This is a genomic window from Vibrio sp. 811, assembly GCF_033339195.1.
The window spans coordinates 141,752-156,160 of the sequence record NZ_JAWOUB010000005.1 but is presented as its reverse complement, the minus strand read 5'-3'; the positions used below and the strand labels follow the sequence as shown (position 1 = coordinate 156,160).

13 protein-coding genes and 1 pseudogene are annotated in these 14,409 nt (G+C 45.8%); 2 read left to right on the top strand and 12 right to left on the bottom strand.

Going from position 1 to position 14,409, the window contains the following annotated elements; genetic code table 11:
* Positions 1-43 precede the first annotated feature (43 nt).
* Complete coding sequence (locus tag R7Q46_RS10710; protein ID WP_130545126.1) at positions 44-727, top strand: topoisomerase I; 684 nt, start codon at positions 44-46, stop codon at positions 725-727.
* Positions 728-793: 66 nt separating this feature from the next.
* Here R7Q46_RS10710 and R7Q46_RS10705 read toward each other — a convergent pair whose 3' ends face one another.
* The 7 genes and pseudogenes from R7Q46_RS10705 to R7Q46_RS10675 form a co-directional block, all read right to left on the bottom strand.
* The gene (locus R7Q46_RS10705) at positions 794-1,498 is read right to left on the bottom strand and encodes an ABC transporter ATP-binding protein (RefSeq protein ID WP_262597326.1); all 705 of its coding nucleotides are present in this window, start codon (positions 1,496-1,498) and stop codon (positions 794-796) included.
* Between the two features lie 22 nt (positions 1,499-1,520).
* Positions 1,521-2,804: an ABC transporter permease gene (locus R7Q46_RS10700; RefSeq protein ID WP_262597324.1), complete on the bottom strand. Its 1,284-nt coding sequence runs from the start codon at positions 2,802-2,804 to the stop codon at positions 1,521-1,523.
* 2 nt (positions 2,805-2,806) lie between these two features.
* Positions 2,807-4,021, bottom strand: coding sequence for an ABC transporter permease (locus tag R7Q46_RS10695; protein WP_021822522.1), 1,215 nt, complete (start codon positions 4,019-4,021; stop codon positions 2,807-2,809).
* Entirely contained in the window at positions 4,018-5,289 is a 1,272-nt protein-coding gene (locus tag R7Q46_RS10690) for a TolC family protein (RefSeq protein WP_151514994.1), read from the bottom strand. Before R7Q46_RS10690 ends, R7Q46_RS10695 begins: the two co-directional genes overlap by 4 nt.
* A pseudogene (locus tag R7Q46_RS10685) lies at positions 5,282-6,416 on the bottom strand (efflux RND transporter periplasmic adaptor subunit). Before R7Q46_RS10685 ends, R7Q46_RS10690 begins: the two are co-directional and overlap by 8 nt.
* A 228-nt stretch (positions 6,417-6,644) precedes the next feature.
* Positions 6,645-7,079, bottom strand: a complete 435-nt coding sequence (locus R7Q46_RS10680; protein WP_024703003.1) for a hypothetical protein — start codon at positions 7,077-7,079, stop codon at positions 6,645-6,647.
* 2 nt (positions 7,080-7,081) lie between these two features.
* Positions 7,082-7,894 (bottom strand): TIGR02594 family protein, encoded by an 813-nt coding sequence (locus tag R7Q46_RS10675; RefSeq protein WP_213871721.1) that lies wholly within the window; start codon positions 7,892-7,894, stop codon positions 7,082-7,084.
* A 424-nt stretch (positions 7,895-8,318) separates the two neighbouring features.
* Between R7Q46_RS10675 and R7Q46_RS10670 the strand changes: the two genes are divergently transcribed.
* Positions 8,319-8,540 carry a hypothetical protein gene (locus tag R7Q46_RS10670; protein ID WP_213871722.1) on the top strand — a complete coding sequence of 74 codons (222 nt, stop codon included), beginning with the start codon at positions 8,319-8,321 and terminating at the stop codon, positions 8,538-8,540.
* Between the two features lie 49 nt (positions 8,541-8,589).
* Here the strand turns inward: R7Q46_RS10670 and R7Q46_RS10665 are convergent, their stop codons facing one another.
* The 5 genes from R7Q46_RS10665 to R7Q46_RS10645 all read right to left on the bottom strand — a co-directional run bounded on the left by R7Q46_RS10665 (position 8,590) and on the right by R7Q46_RS10645 (position 14,239).
* Positions 8,590-9,105, bottom strand: a complete 516-nt coding sequence (locus R7Q46_RS10665; protein ID WP_213871723.1) for a protein disulfide oxidoreductase — start codon at positions 9,103-9,105, stop codon at positions 8,590-8,592.
* Complete coding sequence (locus R7Q46_RS10660; RefSeq protein ID WP_318077494.1) at positions 9,102-11,213, bottom strand: protein-disulfide reductase DsbD family protein; 2,112 nt, start codon at positions 11,211-11,213, stop codon at positions 9,102-9,104. The genes R7Q46_RS10665 and R7Q46_RS10660 overlap by 4 nt, the downstream gene beginning before the upstream one ends.
* 64 nt (positions 11,214-11,277) lie before the next feature.
* Positions 11,278-11,676 carry a hypothetical protein gene (locus tag R7Q46_RS10655; RefSeq protein ID WP_318077493.1) on the bottom strand — a complete coding sequence of 133 codons (399 nt, stop codon included), beginning with the start codon at positions 11,674-11,676 and terminating at the stop codon, positions 11,278-11,280.
* Between the two features lie 102 nt (positions 11,677-11,778).
* Positions 11,779-12,381, bottom strand: coding sequence for a response regulator transcription factor (locus R7Q46_RS10650; protein ID WP_025767241.1), 603 nt, complete (start codon positions 12,379-12,381; stop codon positions 11,779-11,781).
* A gap of 25 nt (positions 12,382-12,406) precedes the next feature.
* Positions 12,407-14,239, bottom strand: a complete 1,833-nt coding sequence (locus R7Q46_RS10645; RefSeq protein WP_213973246.1) for a sensor histidine kinase — start codon at positions 14,237-14,239, stop codon at positions 12,407-12,409.
* Positions 14,240-14,409 lie beyond the last annotated feature (170 nt).

Genomic DNA, 14,409 nt, shown 5'->3' with positions numbered 1-14,409 from the left:
GGCCGCCGTATTTACTAATGAAATAAACGGTAAGACATGACACATGACAAGTAACAAAAAACTCTTGACTGGATCGGCGCTAGCACTTGGTGCAGTACTCGCCATATTTCTGATTAATTCAAATAACAAGAATGCCCAGACCGAACCTGTTGCAAGCCTTGACGAGCAAATCAAGACAGAAGACGCTGCGACAATAAGTGTAACGCCTCCTGAGAGCAATGCTGCTCAAAAGGTGGTTACCACTCCAACACCACAAAGTGGCAATGATGATACTTCCGACGTCATTCCAGCTACACCTTGGATATCTGCCCCATTAAATGAACTGAGCAATGAACTGTACGATTTTATTGAAGCTGAACAGGTAAGTTACATCAGTACGACCGACTATCCATTCGACGAGCAAAAGCAAAAACAATTGCGAACATTAGCTAAGCAAGGGGTTCCTATCTTGTTTGACAATACGGAGTCATCCTATTTGGATAGCTACGGTGTCAGCGAAACCAAAGTCGTATCAGAGTATTTTGGTACGGCGTCTGAAGGTGATGTCATCATCGCTACCGGAGTACAGAATGCAGATGGCAGCATTCATTATCTAGTTTTGCCTTTGAAGAGCAAAGATCTCAACGATAACAGTAAATTGATTGAGGACACTAAGCTCGCAATCACTCTACTTAAAGAACAAAAGCATGACTTGATAAAAGAGAGACAAAACGAACATCGCGAATAAAAAGTAAAGGGAGATAGCCTCTGTATCGCTATTTCCCTTAAAACTCAGTTCTCAATTAAGAAAAGCTCATTTCTCCCTACTTACTGGCACCCTATCCGAAATTACCTTGCCGTCTTTGATGGTGATGATGCGTTTAGTGCGCTCTGCCAGAGCGTTATCGTGCGTCACGATGATCAATGTTCTACCTTCGGCGTGGAGTTGGTTGAACAAAGCTTCAATCTCTGCGCCGGATTTTGAATCCAATGCACCCGTTGGTTCATCCGCTAAGATGATTTGTGGATCGTTGACCAAGGCTCTTGCAATCGCAACTCTCTGCTTTTGACCACCAGAAAGCTGGTTTGGTTTATGGTCTAAACGATCCCCTAGCCCGACTTGCTCTAGTAATTTAGCTGCGCGCTGGCGACGTTCTTTGGCTTTGATGCCAGAGTAAACCAACGGCAGCGCCACGTTATCAAGCGCCGTCGCGTATTCCAATAAGTTAAAGCTTTGGAAGACAAACCCGATCTTTTGGTTACGAATGCTAGCCAGCTCATTCGCACTTAAACTTGCGACGCTTTGGCCGCCAAGTTGGTACTCGCCATCGGTGGGCTTATCTAAACAGCCGAGCATGTTCATCAACGTTGATTTACCCGAACCGGACGGGCCAAGAATCGAAAGAAACTCGCCTTGATTAATGGTTAAGTCAACGCCGTCTAGCGCGCGAACTTCCGCCTCCCCGCTTGAGTAGTATTTACAGATGTTGGTCAGCTCAACAAGCGGCTGGTTCGACATGTTCTCTCCAGAGTTATTGTTGTTATTCACTTTGTAGCGCCTCCAATGGGCTGACTTTTGCGGCTCGGTTTGCAGGTAACCATGCAGATGCCACACCAATGATCACTAAGGTGAGGATGACAATCACGACAACGACCCACGACAACTCAGGGACAGGTTTACCCAGTTGTTCATAAAAGGCATTGCCCTCTAAAGGAATGGAACTAATGGCAGACACCAGCGCGTATGTCACGGCTAACCCAAACGCCCCCCCCATCATCATTGTCAATAAAGACTGTACTAAATAGTGCATGCGAATAGCCGTTGGGGTTGCACCGACTGCCATGCGCACACCGATATCACGCGTAGATCGCTTTACGGTGGCATACATCACATTGGCGATGCCAACGCCAGCAACAGCTAACGTCACGAAGCCGATAATGCCAAGGAAACTCTGCAAACCTATCAGAAACTGCTGCATACTCTTTTGCTTAAGGAACATATCATCGACTTGGATGACCTGTTCATCACTGACACTTGCCCCGTGTTTACGGGCAATCACTTGCCTGATCGTCTTTGCTAAGGCTTCTCGGTCTACATCCGCTTGTGGCTGCACATTGATGCCACCAATTTCACCGTTGACATGAAATCGCTTCCACGTCGCTAACGGCACAAAGCTGGAATAGTTGATAAGATCCCCCTGTTCTATTTGGGCGCTGTTTTTCTCCAATACGCCCACAACGGTGAACTCCTCATTGCCGATTTTTACCTTTTTCCCCACAGGGTTGACTTGCAATGTGACTGTCGCAAACCAACTAAAGTCCTCATTCGGGTTGAATAAGTCGGCTGCCAGTTCATAACCCAGTACAACGACTTTGCGCGTCTCTTTTTGATCGAGTGGATTTAACCATCGTCCCCCCGCCATCGGCACCAAATTGGTCATGGATTGAAACTCGCTCGTGACCGCTAAGGGCTCTTGCCACGAGCTTCTGTCACCAACGGTGATGCGCTCTTTCCACTTCGCAGTTGGCGCAACACTTTTTACATCGGGTAACGCTCGAACGACCTCTGAATCGTCCATTTTTAATGTCAGAAATTTACCTTGGTGAAAAGCACCATGGTCGACGGTGGCCATCCCTCCGGTCAAATAAATCAAGTTGCCGTTACCATTTTGTGCGGTTTTCAATACGCCCTGACGAATACCCTCACCTACCGCCAACATAGCAGCGATACAGAGGGTCGCCCACGCTACAGCCAGAATAGTCAAACCCAATCTCAGCTTTTCTGCGGCCATTTCTTGGAAAATTTGTCTCATCGGTAACAACATGACTAGGCCCTCGCACTCAAAGCAATGACTGGCGTGAGACGCGATGCTCGCCTTGCTGGGAAATACGATGCCATCAATGCCAAGATAAGTGTCACAAGTAAAGACCAAGCAATGGAATCTGGCGTGATCACAGGCAAACCAATCCATTCCGGTAATGCCATGCTGCTTAGGACAGACACCACTGCATACGAAAACATCAGACCTAATGCCGTGCCCACAGCTACCAAAATAAGCCCTTCAAGAATAAACTGACTGAGTATGGATTTTTGAGTCGCCCCGATCGCCAAACGCACACCGATTTCACGCGTGCGCTCCGTGACAGATAAAAACATGATGTTGGCAACGCCAAGCGCACCGACCGCCATGGTCATCGCGCCGCTCGCTCCGAGAAAAATCTGAATGCCACGCAAAATTCCACTGATGACCGCCGCACCTTCACTAAAATCGGGTAATTCGACCGCATCTTTATCACTTGGGTCAAAATGAAGCTGCTTGGCGAAAAAGTTCACGATATTTTGTCGAAACGACGGTGCATCCATCCCATCTCTCGGCTTCATCAATACCATCCAAGGTTTCGCATCCCACAAATCGCGGTACGTTGTTTGAGGAATGAAAACCGTGCGGCTATCGCCGAATGAAATGCCAGTGTCCTCACCAACGGTTATCCCAATCACCAAAAACGGAATGCCGTTGACTTTGAGCCTATCCCCGATTTGGATTCCGCCCATTTGCGCAATTTGATCGCCTAACACTGCCACGCGAGTGTGGTTGTCCATATCACTTGGTGACAGGTTTCTCGAACCGGATTGCAGCTTGCGTTGCATTAAAGGAAAGTAAGACGTATCAATACCGCTGACCGTACTCGATAAATTCTGTCCTTTGAGATTGGTGATATTCGCATCCCATTTGGCGTAAACGCTCGACGCCTGTTGCACGAAGCCCGACTGTTTGATCATGTCGACTTTTTCTTGTGGAATATCAATTTGTCGTCGTGAAGGTAACCCTTGCCACGGTTTACTGGTACTCGACGGAAACACCACTTGCACATTGTTGATCATAAAGGAAAACGACTGGGTCTGATGGCGATAAAAGCCTTCGCCAAGTGCGATTAACACCACCACAGAGATCACGCCCCAAGCAATCGCGATAATGGCCAGCACGCTCTTCATGCGGTGCGCCATCAACGTTTGCCAAGTTTGTTGCAATAGACTGCTCATGAATGAAAAGCTCGAGAGATCAACGCCATGGTATCGTCATCGAGTTTCCCTGCGGTTTGCAGTAAGCCGATTCTCTTACGCCAGTAGCTGTACAAGTTGGTTTGCAGACTGTTTTTCGCCTCAAACAAGCTGTTGTGTGCACTGATAACTTCCGACACTTCAAGCAGGCCAGCGTCGTAAAGTTTCTCTTTGCTTTGCAACACTCTGGCGCGCGACTCAACCAGCTCGTTCGCTATCAAAACTTGATTCCAGTTGATATCGACCTGAGTAAACTGCTGAATAACTCGTTTATGAATATCAATTTCCACTCTACGCATATCTTGTTTGGCGCTTAAAATGTTCAACGATGCTTCGTCCACTTTCGCTCGCACTGCACCATTGAGGTCAATCGGCAAACTCAAACTAATCCCAGCGTTAAACTCGCCGTTTGAACGATTGTCACCATCGCTGTAGCCCACACTGCCTTTGACGGTCGGGTAGTATCCACCTTTAGCTGAATCTTTCGCGAACTCGCTCGCTTTCACCATCTGCGCCGCCACCAACAGCTCTGGACTGCTGTCTTTCGCCAGTTTTAGCCATTGCTCCTGAGAGTCCACCAGCATCGGCGGCTGAATCAAAGAATCCGTTCGAATTTGGTCGACACTCTCCGGCATTTGATTGATTAACGCCGCAAGCTCTGCTTTTTTCACTTCGAGATCGGCTTTTGCATTGAGGATACTTGCTTGCTCAGAGACTTGATTCGCTCGCATCTCTTCAACATCAACCGACTTCACTTTGCCTGCTCGATAGCGTTTCTCAATGATGTTGAGAAGTTCCTTCCCCTCCTCCAGCTTGGACTGCGCCAATTTGAGGTCGCCCTGTGCGCTTGCCACATCTAGGTAAGCGGTGAGCAACTTCTGCGCAAGCTCGTTATGCGATTGAGATAGCTCTAACTGTGCTTTGAGATAATTGGCATTCGCTTGATCCAGTTCCGACCACAAACTGCTATCCCAAATAGTTTGAGATAAGGTCGCGCCGTAACTGTTGGAATGGCTTGAGGACTCATTCCAATCCGCTGACGCACTGGCACTTAAACCCGGCAATAACGCACTGCGGCTACTCTGTACGCCAACCTCGCCAAGCTGGACACCGATTTTCGCTTTTTCGTAATTAGGATCGTTCTGCTTTGCTTGTTGCCAAGCTTGTTCAATAGAAATTGCGTAGGTCGGCAAACTGAGCGTGGCAGCCAACAATGCAAAGGCGATTGTTGATCGTTGCAGCTTAACCATGCGCCGCTCCCATCATGCTGTTGTCGATAACCTCTTCATCAAGCTCCACGCCGTCAAGCACTTCGACATTGATGCCATCTGACAGACCGAGTTTCACAGGTTGTTTATGAAACCCTTGTTCTGAGCTGTCGGGGATCAGAACATTCGGTGCGTCACCATCAAATTGCAGAGCGCGCTCCGGTAGAGTGAGCACGTTTTCAGACTTCTTCAGAATGATTTGAGCCGTCGATGAAAAACCAGAACGAAGCAACACATCTTGTGGGATCTTGAGTTCTCCCACTTCAACCTCAAAACCGTTATCAAAACTTTTTGCCGAAGCATTGCCCTCTGGTGAGTTAAGGTTCTCAGATTGAATCGCCACTTTGGTTAGCACACCAGAAATCGCCACATCAGGATAAGGCGCAACCGTCAACATAACGGGCATTCCCGGAGACAACTGCGCAGCATCATGCTCACTGACGCTACCTTTAAAAATCAGACTGTTCATGTCGGCCAATGACATCATTTCAGTCGCGGCTTGGCTTGATTGAGTCGAGATGATCGGCTCTCCGACCTCAACTTTCTGGTTGAGTACCGTGCCATCAATTGGCGCGTAGATCGTCGACGTTAAACGTGCATCGCCGATAGACGCCTCACCACTGCGGATGAGTTCGAGATTCTGGCGCTTTTGCAATACGTCCGCTTGCGCAGATTTGACTGCCGAGCGCGCACTTACGTATTCGTCGTAGTTACTTGGAATAATGTCCTGCTTGACCAAGCTTTCTAAGTTGGACAGTTTTTGTTTGGCGGATTCCAGATCGGCTTCGCTACGCATGAGTTCTGCCGATGCATCCGTTAATGCTTGGGGGGGTTGGGTTTGGACGCACTTTGATCAGCGGCTGGCCTTGCTTCACCTTTTCACCAACTTTCGCGTAAATTTCACCGACGATACCGTCGATTTGTGACTTTATAGACACGGAGTGTGCAGGGACAATTTTACCAACAGCCACCGCTTGTTTTTCAATCGTGCCTTTTTCCACAATCAATGTAGGCAGCAATTCTGGTTGAGCAGCAGATTGGAGATAGAAATACGTACCACCGCCGAGCAGCGCGATGCTCACAGCGGAGACAAGCCAACGTTTCGTCATTATTTATTCCAACAATTATTGGGTAGTCTAATGACTACTCCTAAAACACAAAGTTGAAGGAATAATATCCTGCTTTAATAGCGGTTTGGTTGTCACAGTTGGTATGGTTTTGTCAGTCACCTCTGACAATCAAAGACTAAAAAAATCTCGAGGAATCATTCAGCAAAGACGCTGTCTACGATGGCGACTAACATGCTCTGTAACCGCTCGTTTCAACCGCTATCAATTTCATTCTGAACAATGTGCAAAATGGTGCTGTTCTATATCTAAGTGAGCAGCTGTTTCTTGAGCGTATAATATATTCTCTTGATTAGCCTCAAACTCAGCCCCCGTCCCAGGCCAATAATATGTATCTTTATCATGACATAGAGTGAGAATGACAGGATCATGGTGTATATTGGGCTCATCTCCTAGCTCGCCATACATACTGAAAGTAATCTCAGACCCAACGTCTCCACGAAGTTTCTGAATCACTTCTGCTTGAACTTTAAAGAGCACATCTTCCTCATGTTCAGAAAATTTTTCAAAACCTGTAACTTTCACCACTGCAGAATAGGGCGTTTGGAATATCGCATCTTTGAGTGCCTCATTCTGAGAGTACACTCCCTCTGAAGCACAAGCTGATAAGCTCACACAACCTAACAAACTTATAAATTTCTTCATATTTAACTTTCCGTTCCTGCTAAAGCAGAGCCTTTTGTATATACAGGTAAAGTGCCTTTTGTTTCATCGTAGTTACTCGGCACTACGAATTTGTCCCAAACATCAATAGAGTACTTTGCTATATTGACTTGGTTGTTTTGGTTTCCTCCTAACATGTACAAATGCCTCCCATCTGGGCTCTTTCCCACTACAAAAGCAACATGCCCACCACCTTTTCTCGATTTAATCCCTAGAGCTCCATGTATAGGTTCTGAGATGTTTTTACCAAAACCCTTCCACTCCTTTGCTCGATAAGCTTCTTTTACTGGAGTGATTCCGTGTTGTTTAAAAACCCAAGCGGCAAACGAACCACACCAAGCATTTTGACCTCCAGAGTCATCAGTGCCCCAGAACTTAGATGCTGTAAAATACTCTAAAATCCTTGGACTGGCCTTAGTGCCTGAAACTTCTTTTTGTCCAATTTCTCCCAACGCTGTTTTCATCCAAGGTACTTTGGTTACTAGTTTTTGAGCATCATGAGGATCATTTTTCACTGAGCTATAGGATGGTAATCCATTGAGCTTACGATGAGTTCTACCATTTACATCGATCCGACCATCTGGCTTTACCATATAAAGTAGCTTACGCTGACACACTTTTATTGCCTCTACTGTTTTCGACAAATGAGGACTCCGCCCTAACGAGCCATCAACAACCAACAGTCGGGTAAAACCTATTCTCTTTTGGTTATCATTTAAAAATTGTTGAACTGCTTTAACATCATTTTTCGAATTAGTGCCATTTATACCAACAGAGCCACGGATTTTTAATCCCATTCTCGTTACCTTTATAACTAATCATATAATTAAGAAAGTACGCTTTAGCGTGACAACAATAAAGATAAAATGTTGTTTTATACGATTAGCCATACGAGGGAAATTAGGTGTTGAAAATATAGATTACAAATAAACTCAGCTCATATCACTAAAAACACCTATTTATCATCTTTTGGTCACGCTTCAAAGCAGGACTGCCAGATGTTTTAAACCATGCGTATTAATAGACGAAAAAATGTTTATAAATGAACACTTAAATTAACATAGTAAAACTATCAATTACTATTTTAAATTTAAATAACACTTCCTTTTTAAGGTCACTCTATAATTAAATTTATCAAACTTTAATTTTTATTAAATTGAGCTTTAATTTATTAATCTGACTATTTAACTAATTTCATTTCAGTTAATTGTGCTTTTTGGCATGTTAGCGGGTGATGGCGGCGCCAATAACACCGACCCATTTTCAGAAGGAATAACGGACGATAACCAATGGATTGTGGAAGAACCACACATGATGATTATTACCCTAGACCAAGTGTTGCTCGACTCTCTACCAACCGGTTCAAGTTATGATGGCCCATACGTGATGTGGTATGGTATGCCATACGCACACATTATTATTCCCGTTAGAGCGAGAAAATAAAAAGAAAAAATCCGATATTCAATATTTTGAATATCGGATTTTTATTACGTTATCGAGCTAACCAAATTCTCGCTAGTATTCCTATCGGAGTGGTAACGCCAGTTGTGACAGAGGAAATTTCACCATTTCTTAAAACATAAATGGTTGGGGTCACGCTAATTTTCCATTCGCGCATAATATCGCTTGAAGAATCGTTTATGTTTTCGAAACGATATTCTTTTGCCCTCATAAACTGCGCCACACGCTCATTCGGTCCCGACGATCCAGAAACGCCAACTACGGTGTAGTCATCACTCAGCCAACTCACGCTTGGGCTTACAAATTTACAAGCGGGACACCAAGTCGCCCAAAAATAAACAACGACAGGTTGTTCATAACTTTGCGCGATTGCATCGAAGTATTCACCATCGCTCAATACGGAGCTCAATGGTGGTGACTCCTGTTTAGGAATATCTTTAGTGCGATACCAATCCATCGCGATAGAAATCGCGGTGACAATGAGCACCATCTGTACGATTTGAATGAGCCAATATCGGAATGTTCTACGCTGCTTTGTCGAACTCATTGAATAGCTCCCCCACTCGCTTGCTTCACCGCACTTAAAACAACATCATCAGTCAGAATCACAGGTAACGGGATACCTTGTGGCGCTGCCGGGCCATAGACGATGTTAAACGGCACACCGTAACGCCCATGAGCTCGTAAAAAGTCAGTTACCGAGCCGTCCGGATGTGTCCAATCCCCTTTTAACGTCGCTACATTAGGGCTTTGCAGCAATGAGTAGACAGGATCTTGCCAGATCACACCGATCTTGTTCGCTTTACACGTGACACACCAATCCGCAGTGACATCAACAAACACCACTCGCCCATTATTGACGTGATCTTCAATCGCCGAGTTAGAAAGCTTCTGCCACGCTAAGTCCTCAGGAAGCGGTGTCGCCCATTGGTCGGCAGTGACACTACCAAGTAACAGGCCACCAGCTATCAACACTAATGACGCAGTTCCGGATACAGCAAGCGCTTTCTCACCATACACTTTCTTAACTCTTGCCATCATTACAACAAAAGCAACCACAGCGATAAGTGCAATCCATAACATCGGTACATGATTTGCCATTAATGAAAGTAGCCAAATGCTAGTCGCCAGCATCATTATGCCAAACACGATTTTAACGACATTCATCCACGAGCCAGGCTTTGGTAGTTTCAGCGCGATATTTGGAAACACAGCGACTAAGAGCCAAGGCAGTGTCATACCCAATGCTAATGCTGTAAAGGTTGCAAATAACGTTAATACGTCGGCACCCAAGGCAAACGCCACGGCCGTTCCTAGAAAAGGCGCGGAGCAAGGCGTCGCAAGCAATGTAGCAAACATACCTTGAACATAGTGACCAACTAGGGAGTTATCACCTTTCGAGGCCAGCCATGTATTGGTACCCGATGATAGACGGACTTCAAACAGCCCCAGCATATTGGCCCCAAACAAAGTGGTGACCAACACCATCAAACCTAAGAACCAAGGGCTTTGAAATTGCACGCCCCAGCCAATGGCATTACCTGTTAGCTTAAGCACCAAAATAAAACCAGCGAGAATCCAGAACGACGTTAATATACCAAGTGACGAGGCAACAAACTGAGCGCGAATTTGACGACGCTCGATACCTTGAGCGGCAACAATACTACTTAGCTTCATCCCCAAAACCGGAAGAACGCAAGGCATAATGTTAAGAATTAAACCGCCGAGCAACGCGAATAGAAAAACACTCGTTAGAGACGTGCTCGGCAACGGTTCAACTATTGCCTCAGCAGTTGCTTGAGTGGTTTCTTCTGCTAGTAAATTGGTGTCTTTGATGGTCACAAACAGCGACTGACCATCTAACTCCACATCGCCCAGCCAAGTATCAACGATATAGCTCGCGGTGACGATGTTTCCTTCTTGATACATTCCTTCAAGCTTGAAGCTATAGTCTCGCGTTGCTTCATCGACACCATCCACCAGCACTTGTGGTTGTTGCCAACCCTGACTGTTCTGTAGCTTGATTTGTAGTTTCGATTGGTTCGCATCCCAACTCGCCTGAGTAACATCAATAAACGGCGATGGCTGCGGCACGTTACTCACTGCTTGAGCGTAACTGAACATCACGCCTTCATCGACTGTTAGATCAGAAGGCAAGAACGTCAATTGAATTTGATAGTCGGTCAGCACACAAATCGTCGTACAAGAAGAAAGTGTCAGTACCGCATCAATCGTGACAGGTCTGGACATGTCTTCGACGTGCAGCGTCATGGGGAACAAAGTATCGCCTTTATACCCAAGAGTCTCGATACCTAACAGTTCGAATTTTTGTGGGTGCGGCCATTGCCAATCCACTTTGGATAAATTTTGTGAATTTTGCCAATCAATAGATGGTGCTACGCCGCCCTCACCAGGTGAACGCCAGTAAGTTTTCCAGTCTCCGGTTAACTTGACATCCAAATAACCTGTAAGTGTTTTGGCTTGCGGATCTTGTTGACCAGTGAGCACAAAGCGCGTTTGCACTGGAGGATGTTGTGGGTTGGTTAGCCAACCTGTATCAGTAGTTTGAGCTGAAATACTCAGAGAGAGCAAACTCAAAGCAAGCGTCATAAAAAACATGAACGCAAACTGAGTCAGTTTAGTAATTTGATTCATAGTGATTCCTAGTTAAAAGACAAAGGTGCTAAATAACTGACGCTAGTGGTCAGAAAGCACGCTTTTATTCTCGGAACACACAGAAAGTCAGATGGACTCGAAACTTACGGCCTATCGGTTCCGTCCAATGTTGCGCACCAATATAGGCACTGCACAACCAAATTGCCGAAGCAAAAAGACCGACAAACAGAACAACAATAAATACATCGAGTTGATGTTGAGAAAACTGAATTAACTTTTCAGACAATTCGCACTTGCTAGTTTCTTTAGTATCAATCGACTTGACGCTCGAACGCTCATCAGCAAGTGAAACCGCGGGCGATTCCGCCTCATATTTCATAGAGCATGACGATGCAAAGCCTGAATTTTGCATCAGACACACAACGACCACCCAGCCAATAATCGCCAGTAGCCATTTTGCCCGCTTATGTGGCGTGTGATGTCGTTTAGTCAACAAACTCATAAGAATTCAGATAAAGTAAGAACGAAGAAGATAATACGCGAGTCGTCATAAAGCTCAAGTTGTATCCTCTAAATAGCCTTAAGAGGCTTCACTCGGTAAGCTTTAATCTAGCTTGCCATAAATATATGCCAACTCTGCGACGGTTTTTGCCGAGAACTTCTTCAATAGATTAGCTCGGTGTACTTCAACCGTTCGCATTGCTATGCAAAGTTCGTCAGCAATACGAATGTTGCGCTTTCCTTCAATAATCAAACGTAAAATGTCTTTTTCTCTAGGTGTGAGCGATTCATAAGCCGATTTAGCTGCTGCCATATCGAGGTTTGTGGCAGACTGCGCCTGTCCCTGCAAAATGGCTCGTGCCAGTTCATCGCCTTTGACTGGTTTTTGGAAGAAATTGACCGCCCCAGCTTGCAATGCATCGACCGCCATCGGAACATCACCATGCCCTGTCAGATAAATAACGGCTAGCGGGCTGTTGGCTTGATTTAAAATTTGGTGCACTTGCTGGCCACGAAGGTTGGGCATTCGGCTATCAAGGATCACGCATCCGGCCTGATGAATGTTCACTTTATCGAGAAAAGATTGCCCATCAGCAAAAGTCGTCACGTTGAAGTCATGCTCTTCCAACATAAAAGCGAGCGAGTCACGCACCGATTCATCATCATCGACTACAAAAACAGGTAGCTGCTTTTCACCGCTGCTCATTGAGTGCTCCTATGCCTAGTTCAGATTAGTTTTGATATGGAAACACAAGCTCAACCAAACAACCATGTGGTGCTATCGAGCTGATGACAAACTCGCCACCATGCATTTCCATCACATCGCGACAAATGGCTAACCCCAGCCCAAGCCCTTCTTCTTTGCTACTCACAAACGCTTGAGTCGGATTCTCTTGCTGCAACCCTGTACCATTGTCTAACACTCGAATAGAGAGTTGACTGATTTGGTAATCGCAATGCAGGGCAATTTTACCTTGATAACCTGATGAGTGATATTTCTCTTGGAACAAAGTACACGCATCAATCGCGTTGCTGATCACATTAACTAAAACCTGTTGTACGCCAACTGCATCGACAAGTAATGGACGAATGTTCCCTTCTGTACTGGCCACAATAGAAATGTTTTGCTTCTGCATTCGAAAATGGAGTAACTCAATCGTGTCATCAATGAGTACTTGAAGATCGCACGACGTTTTGTCGACACTGCGCTTACGAATCAACGTTCTTAATCGCTGAATAATTGCATCGGCTCTTTCAACTTGGCCCTGTATTTTCTCAAGTACAGGGACAATATCTTCATGAGGGCGCTTTTTGGCCAAGCGAAGTAAACCGCCTTCACTATAGTTGCGAATGGCTGCCAGTGGCTGATTGAGTTCATGAGCAAGACTAGTGCCGATTTCTCCGACAATCGCGACCCTTTGTGAATGTTCTAACTGTTCACTTTTCTCTTTTAATCGTAACGATGTCTGCTCCAACGCTTGCTTACTCTTGCTAAATCGATACTCAAGCCAAAAGTGGTACGCGTTCAACACAATCACAAACATGAACAGCGCCCATGCCCACTCTTGATGACTACGCAGCCAGCGTAGAGCCTCACTCCACCAAGGTTGTTGCAACGGATGGAGATCCAACGCCTGATAAAGTTTGTCGATGCTCAGCAAGCTGACGGGGGACGTCCAACCTGACGCGCCTGCCGCAATAACCGCAGGGTGTTCAGGTGGCATCGCTAACAATACTTGCGCAATCTGTTTGGCAATCTGAGCTGAGCCGCGCTCTGTTTTGGCAAATGACCAGTTAGGATAAAGCGGTGTGGAAACAGCGCATAACGAGCGCTCGTTCGGCTGTTGATTTAAAACTCGATAATTACTCGGTTGTAAAAGCCCTTCACTTAGCATCTGTTCCAATAAACAAGCAGGGACAACGGCCGCTTCCACATTGCCATCACGTAATTGATACAGGTTGGCATCAATAGGAAAACCAAGATAGCGGACATCAGAAAAGAAATCGTTTGGATTAAGCCCCATTTTGACTATTTGATAGCGCATCGTTAGATAACCACCAAACGCTTTTTCTGATACCGCCGCAACGGGACGTCCTGAGACATCTTGCACCGTTTGATAACTTGAATTGGCTCGAACCACCAGCGCCGAACCAATGCCGTAATTCGAGTTTTGTGGTGCTCTGCTGGTTAGCGTTGCCATCCACGACAGCGCGTATTGCCTGCCCAACCGCACTGCCTGACCTGGGTTGGTTAAGATGAAATCCATGGTCTGAAACTTCACCGCTTCGCCCATTTCATCCAAGTTAAGGGGATGAAGGACAAAATGCACATCGGAAATTTGCTGATTGAGCCAATCAATGGTCGGTTGCCATCTCTGCTCAGCATAAAGATGGCCGCGTATCGCTAACACGCCCACTTCGACTTTTTGCTTGACCTGTGGCTGCTCTGCTTTTTGCTCTTGCATTCCTTGCAGATCTGCTTGTTCAGAAACTGAGCCCTGAACCAAAGATGCAAAGGCAACTAAGCAAAGAATCCAAAGCTGAAGCCACAGTGCTTTTTTCATGATGAGTCGAATCGTTCCGTCAAGAGAGTGCGACAAGAATAACAGCTACCTTCCCTAAACCACATTTGTTTTAGATCAAGTTTGATCTGGGTATGTGGAAATCCACAATATAAGCCTCGCAGTGCATTTCTCACAATGGAATCAGTCAATTCAAATACAACAAAAAAGCA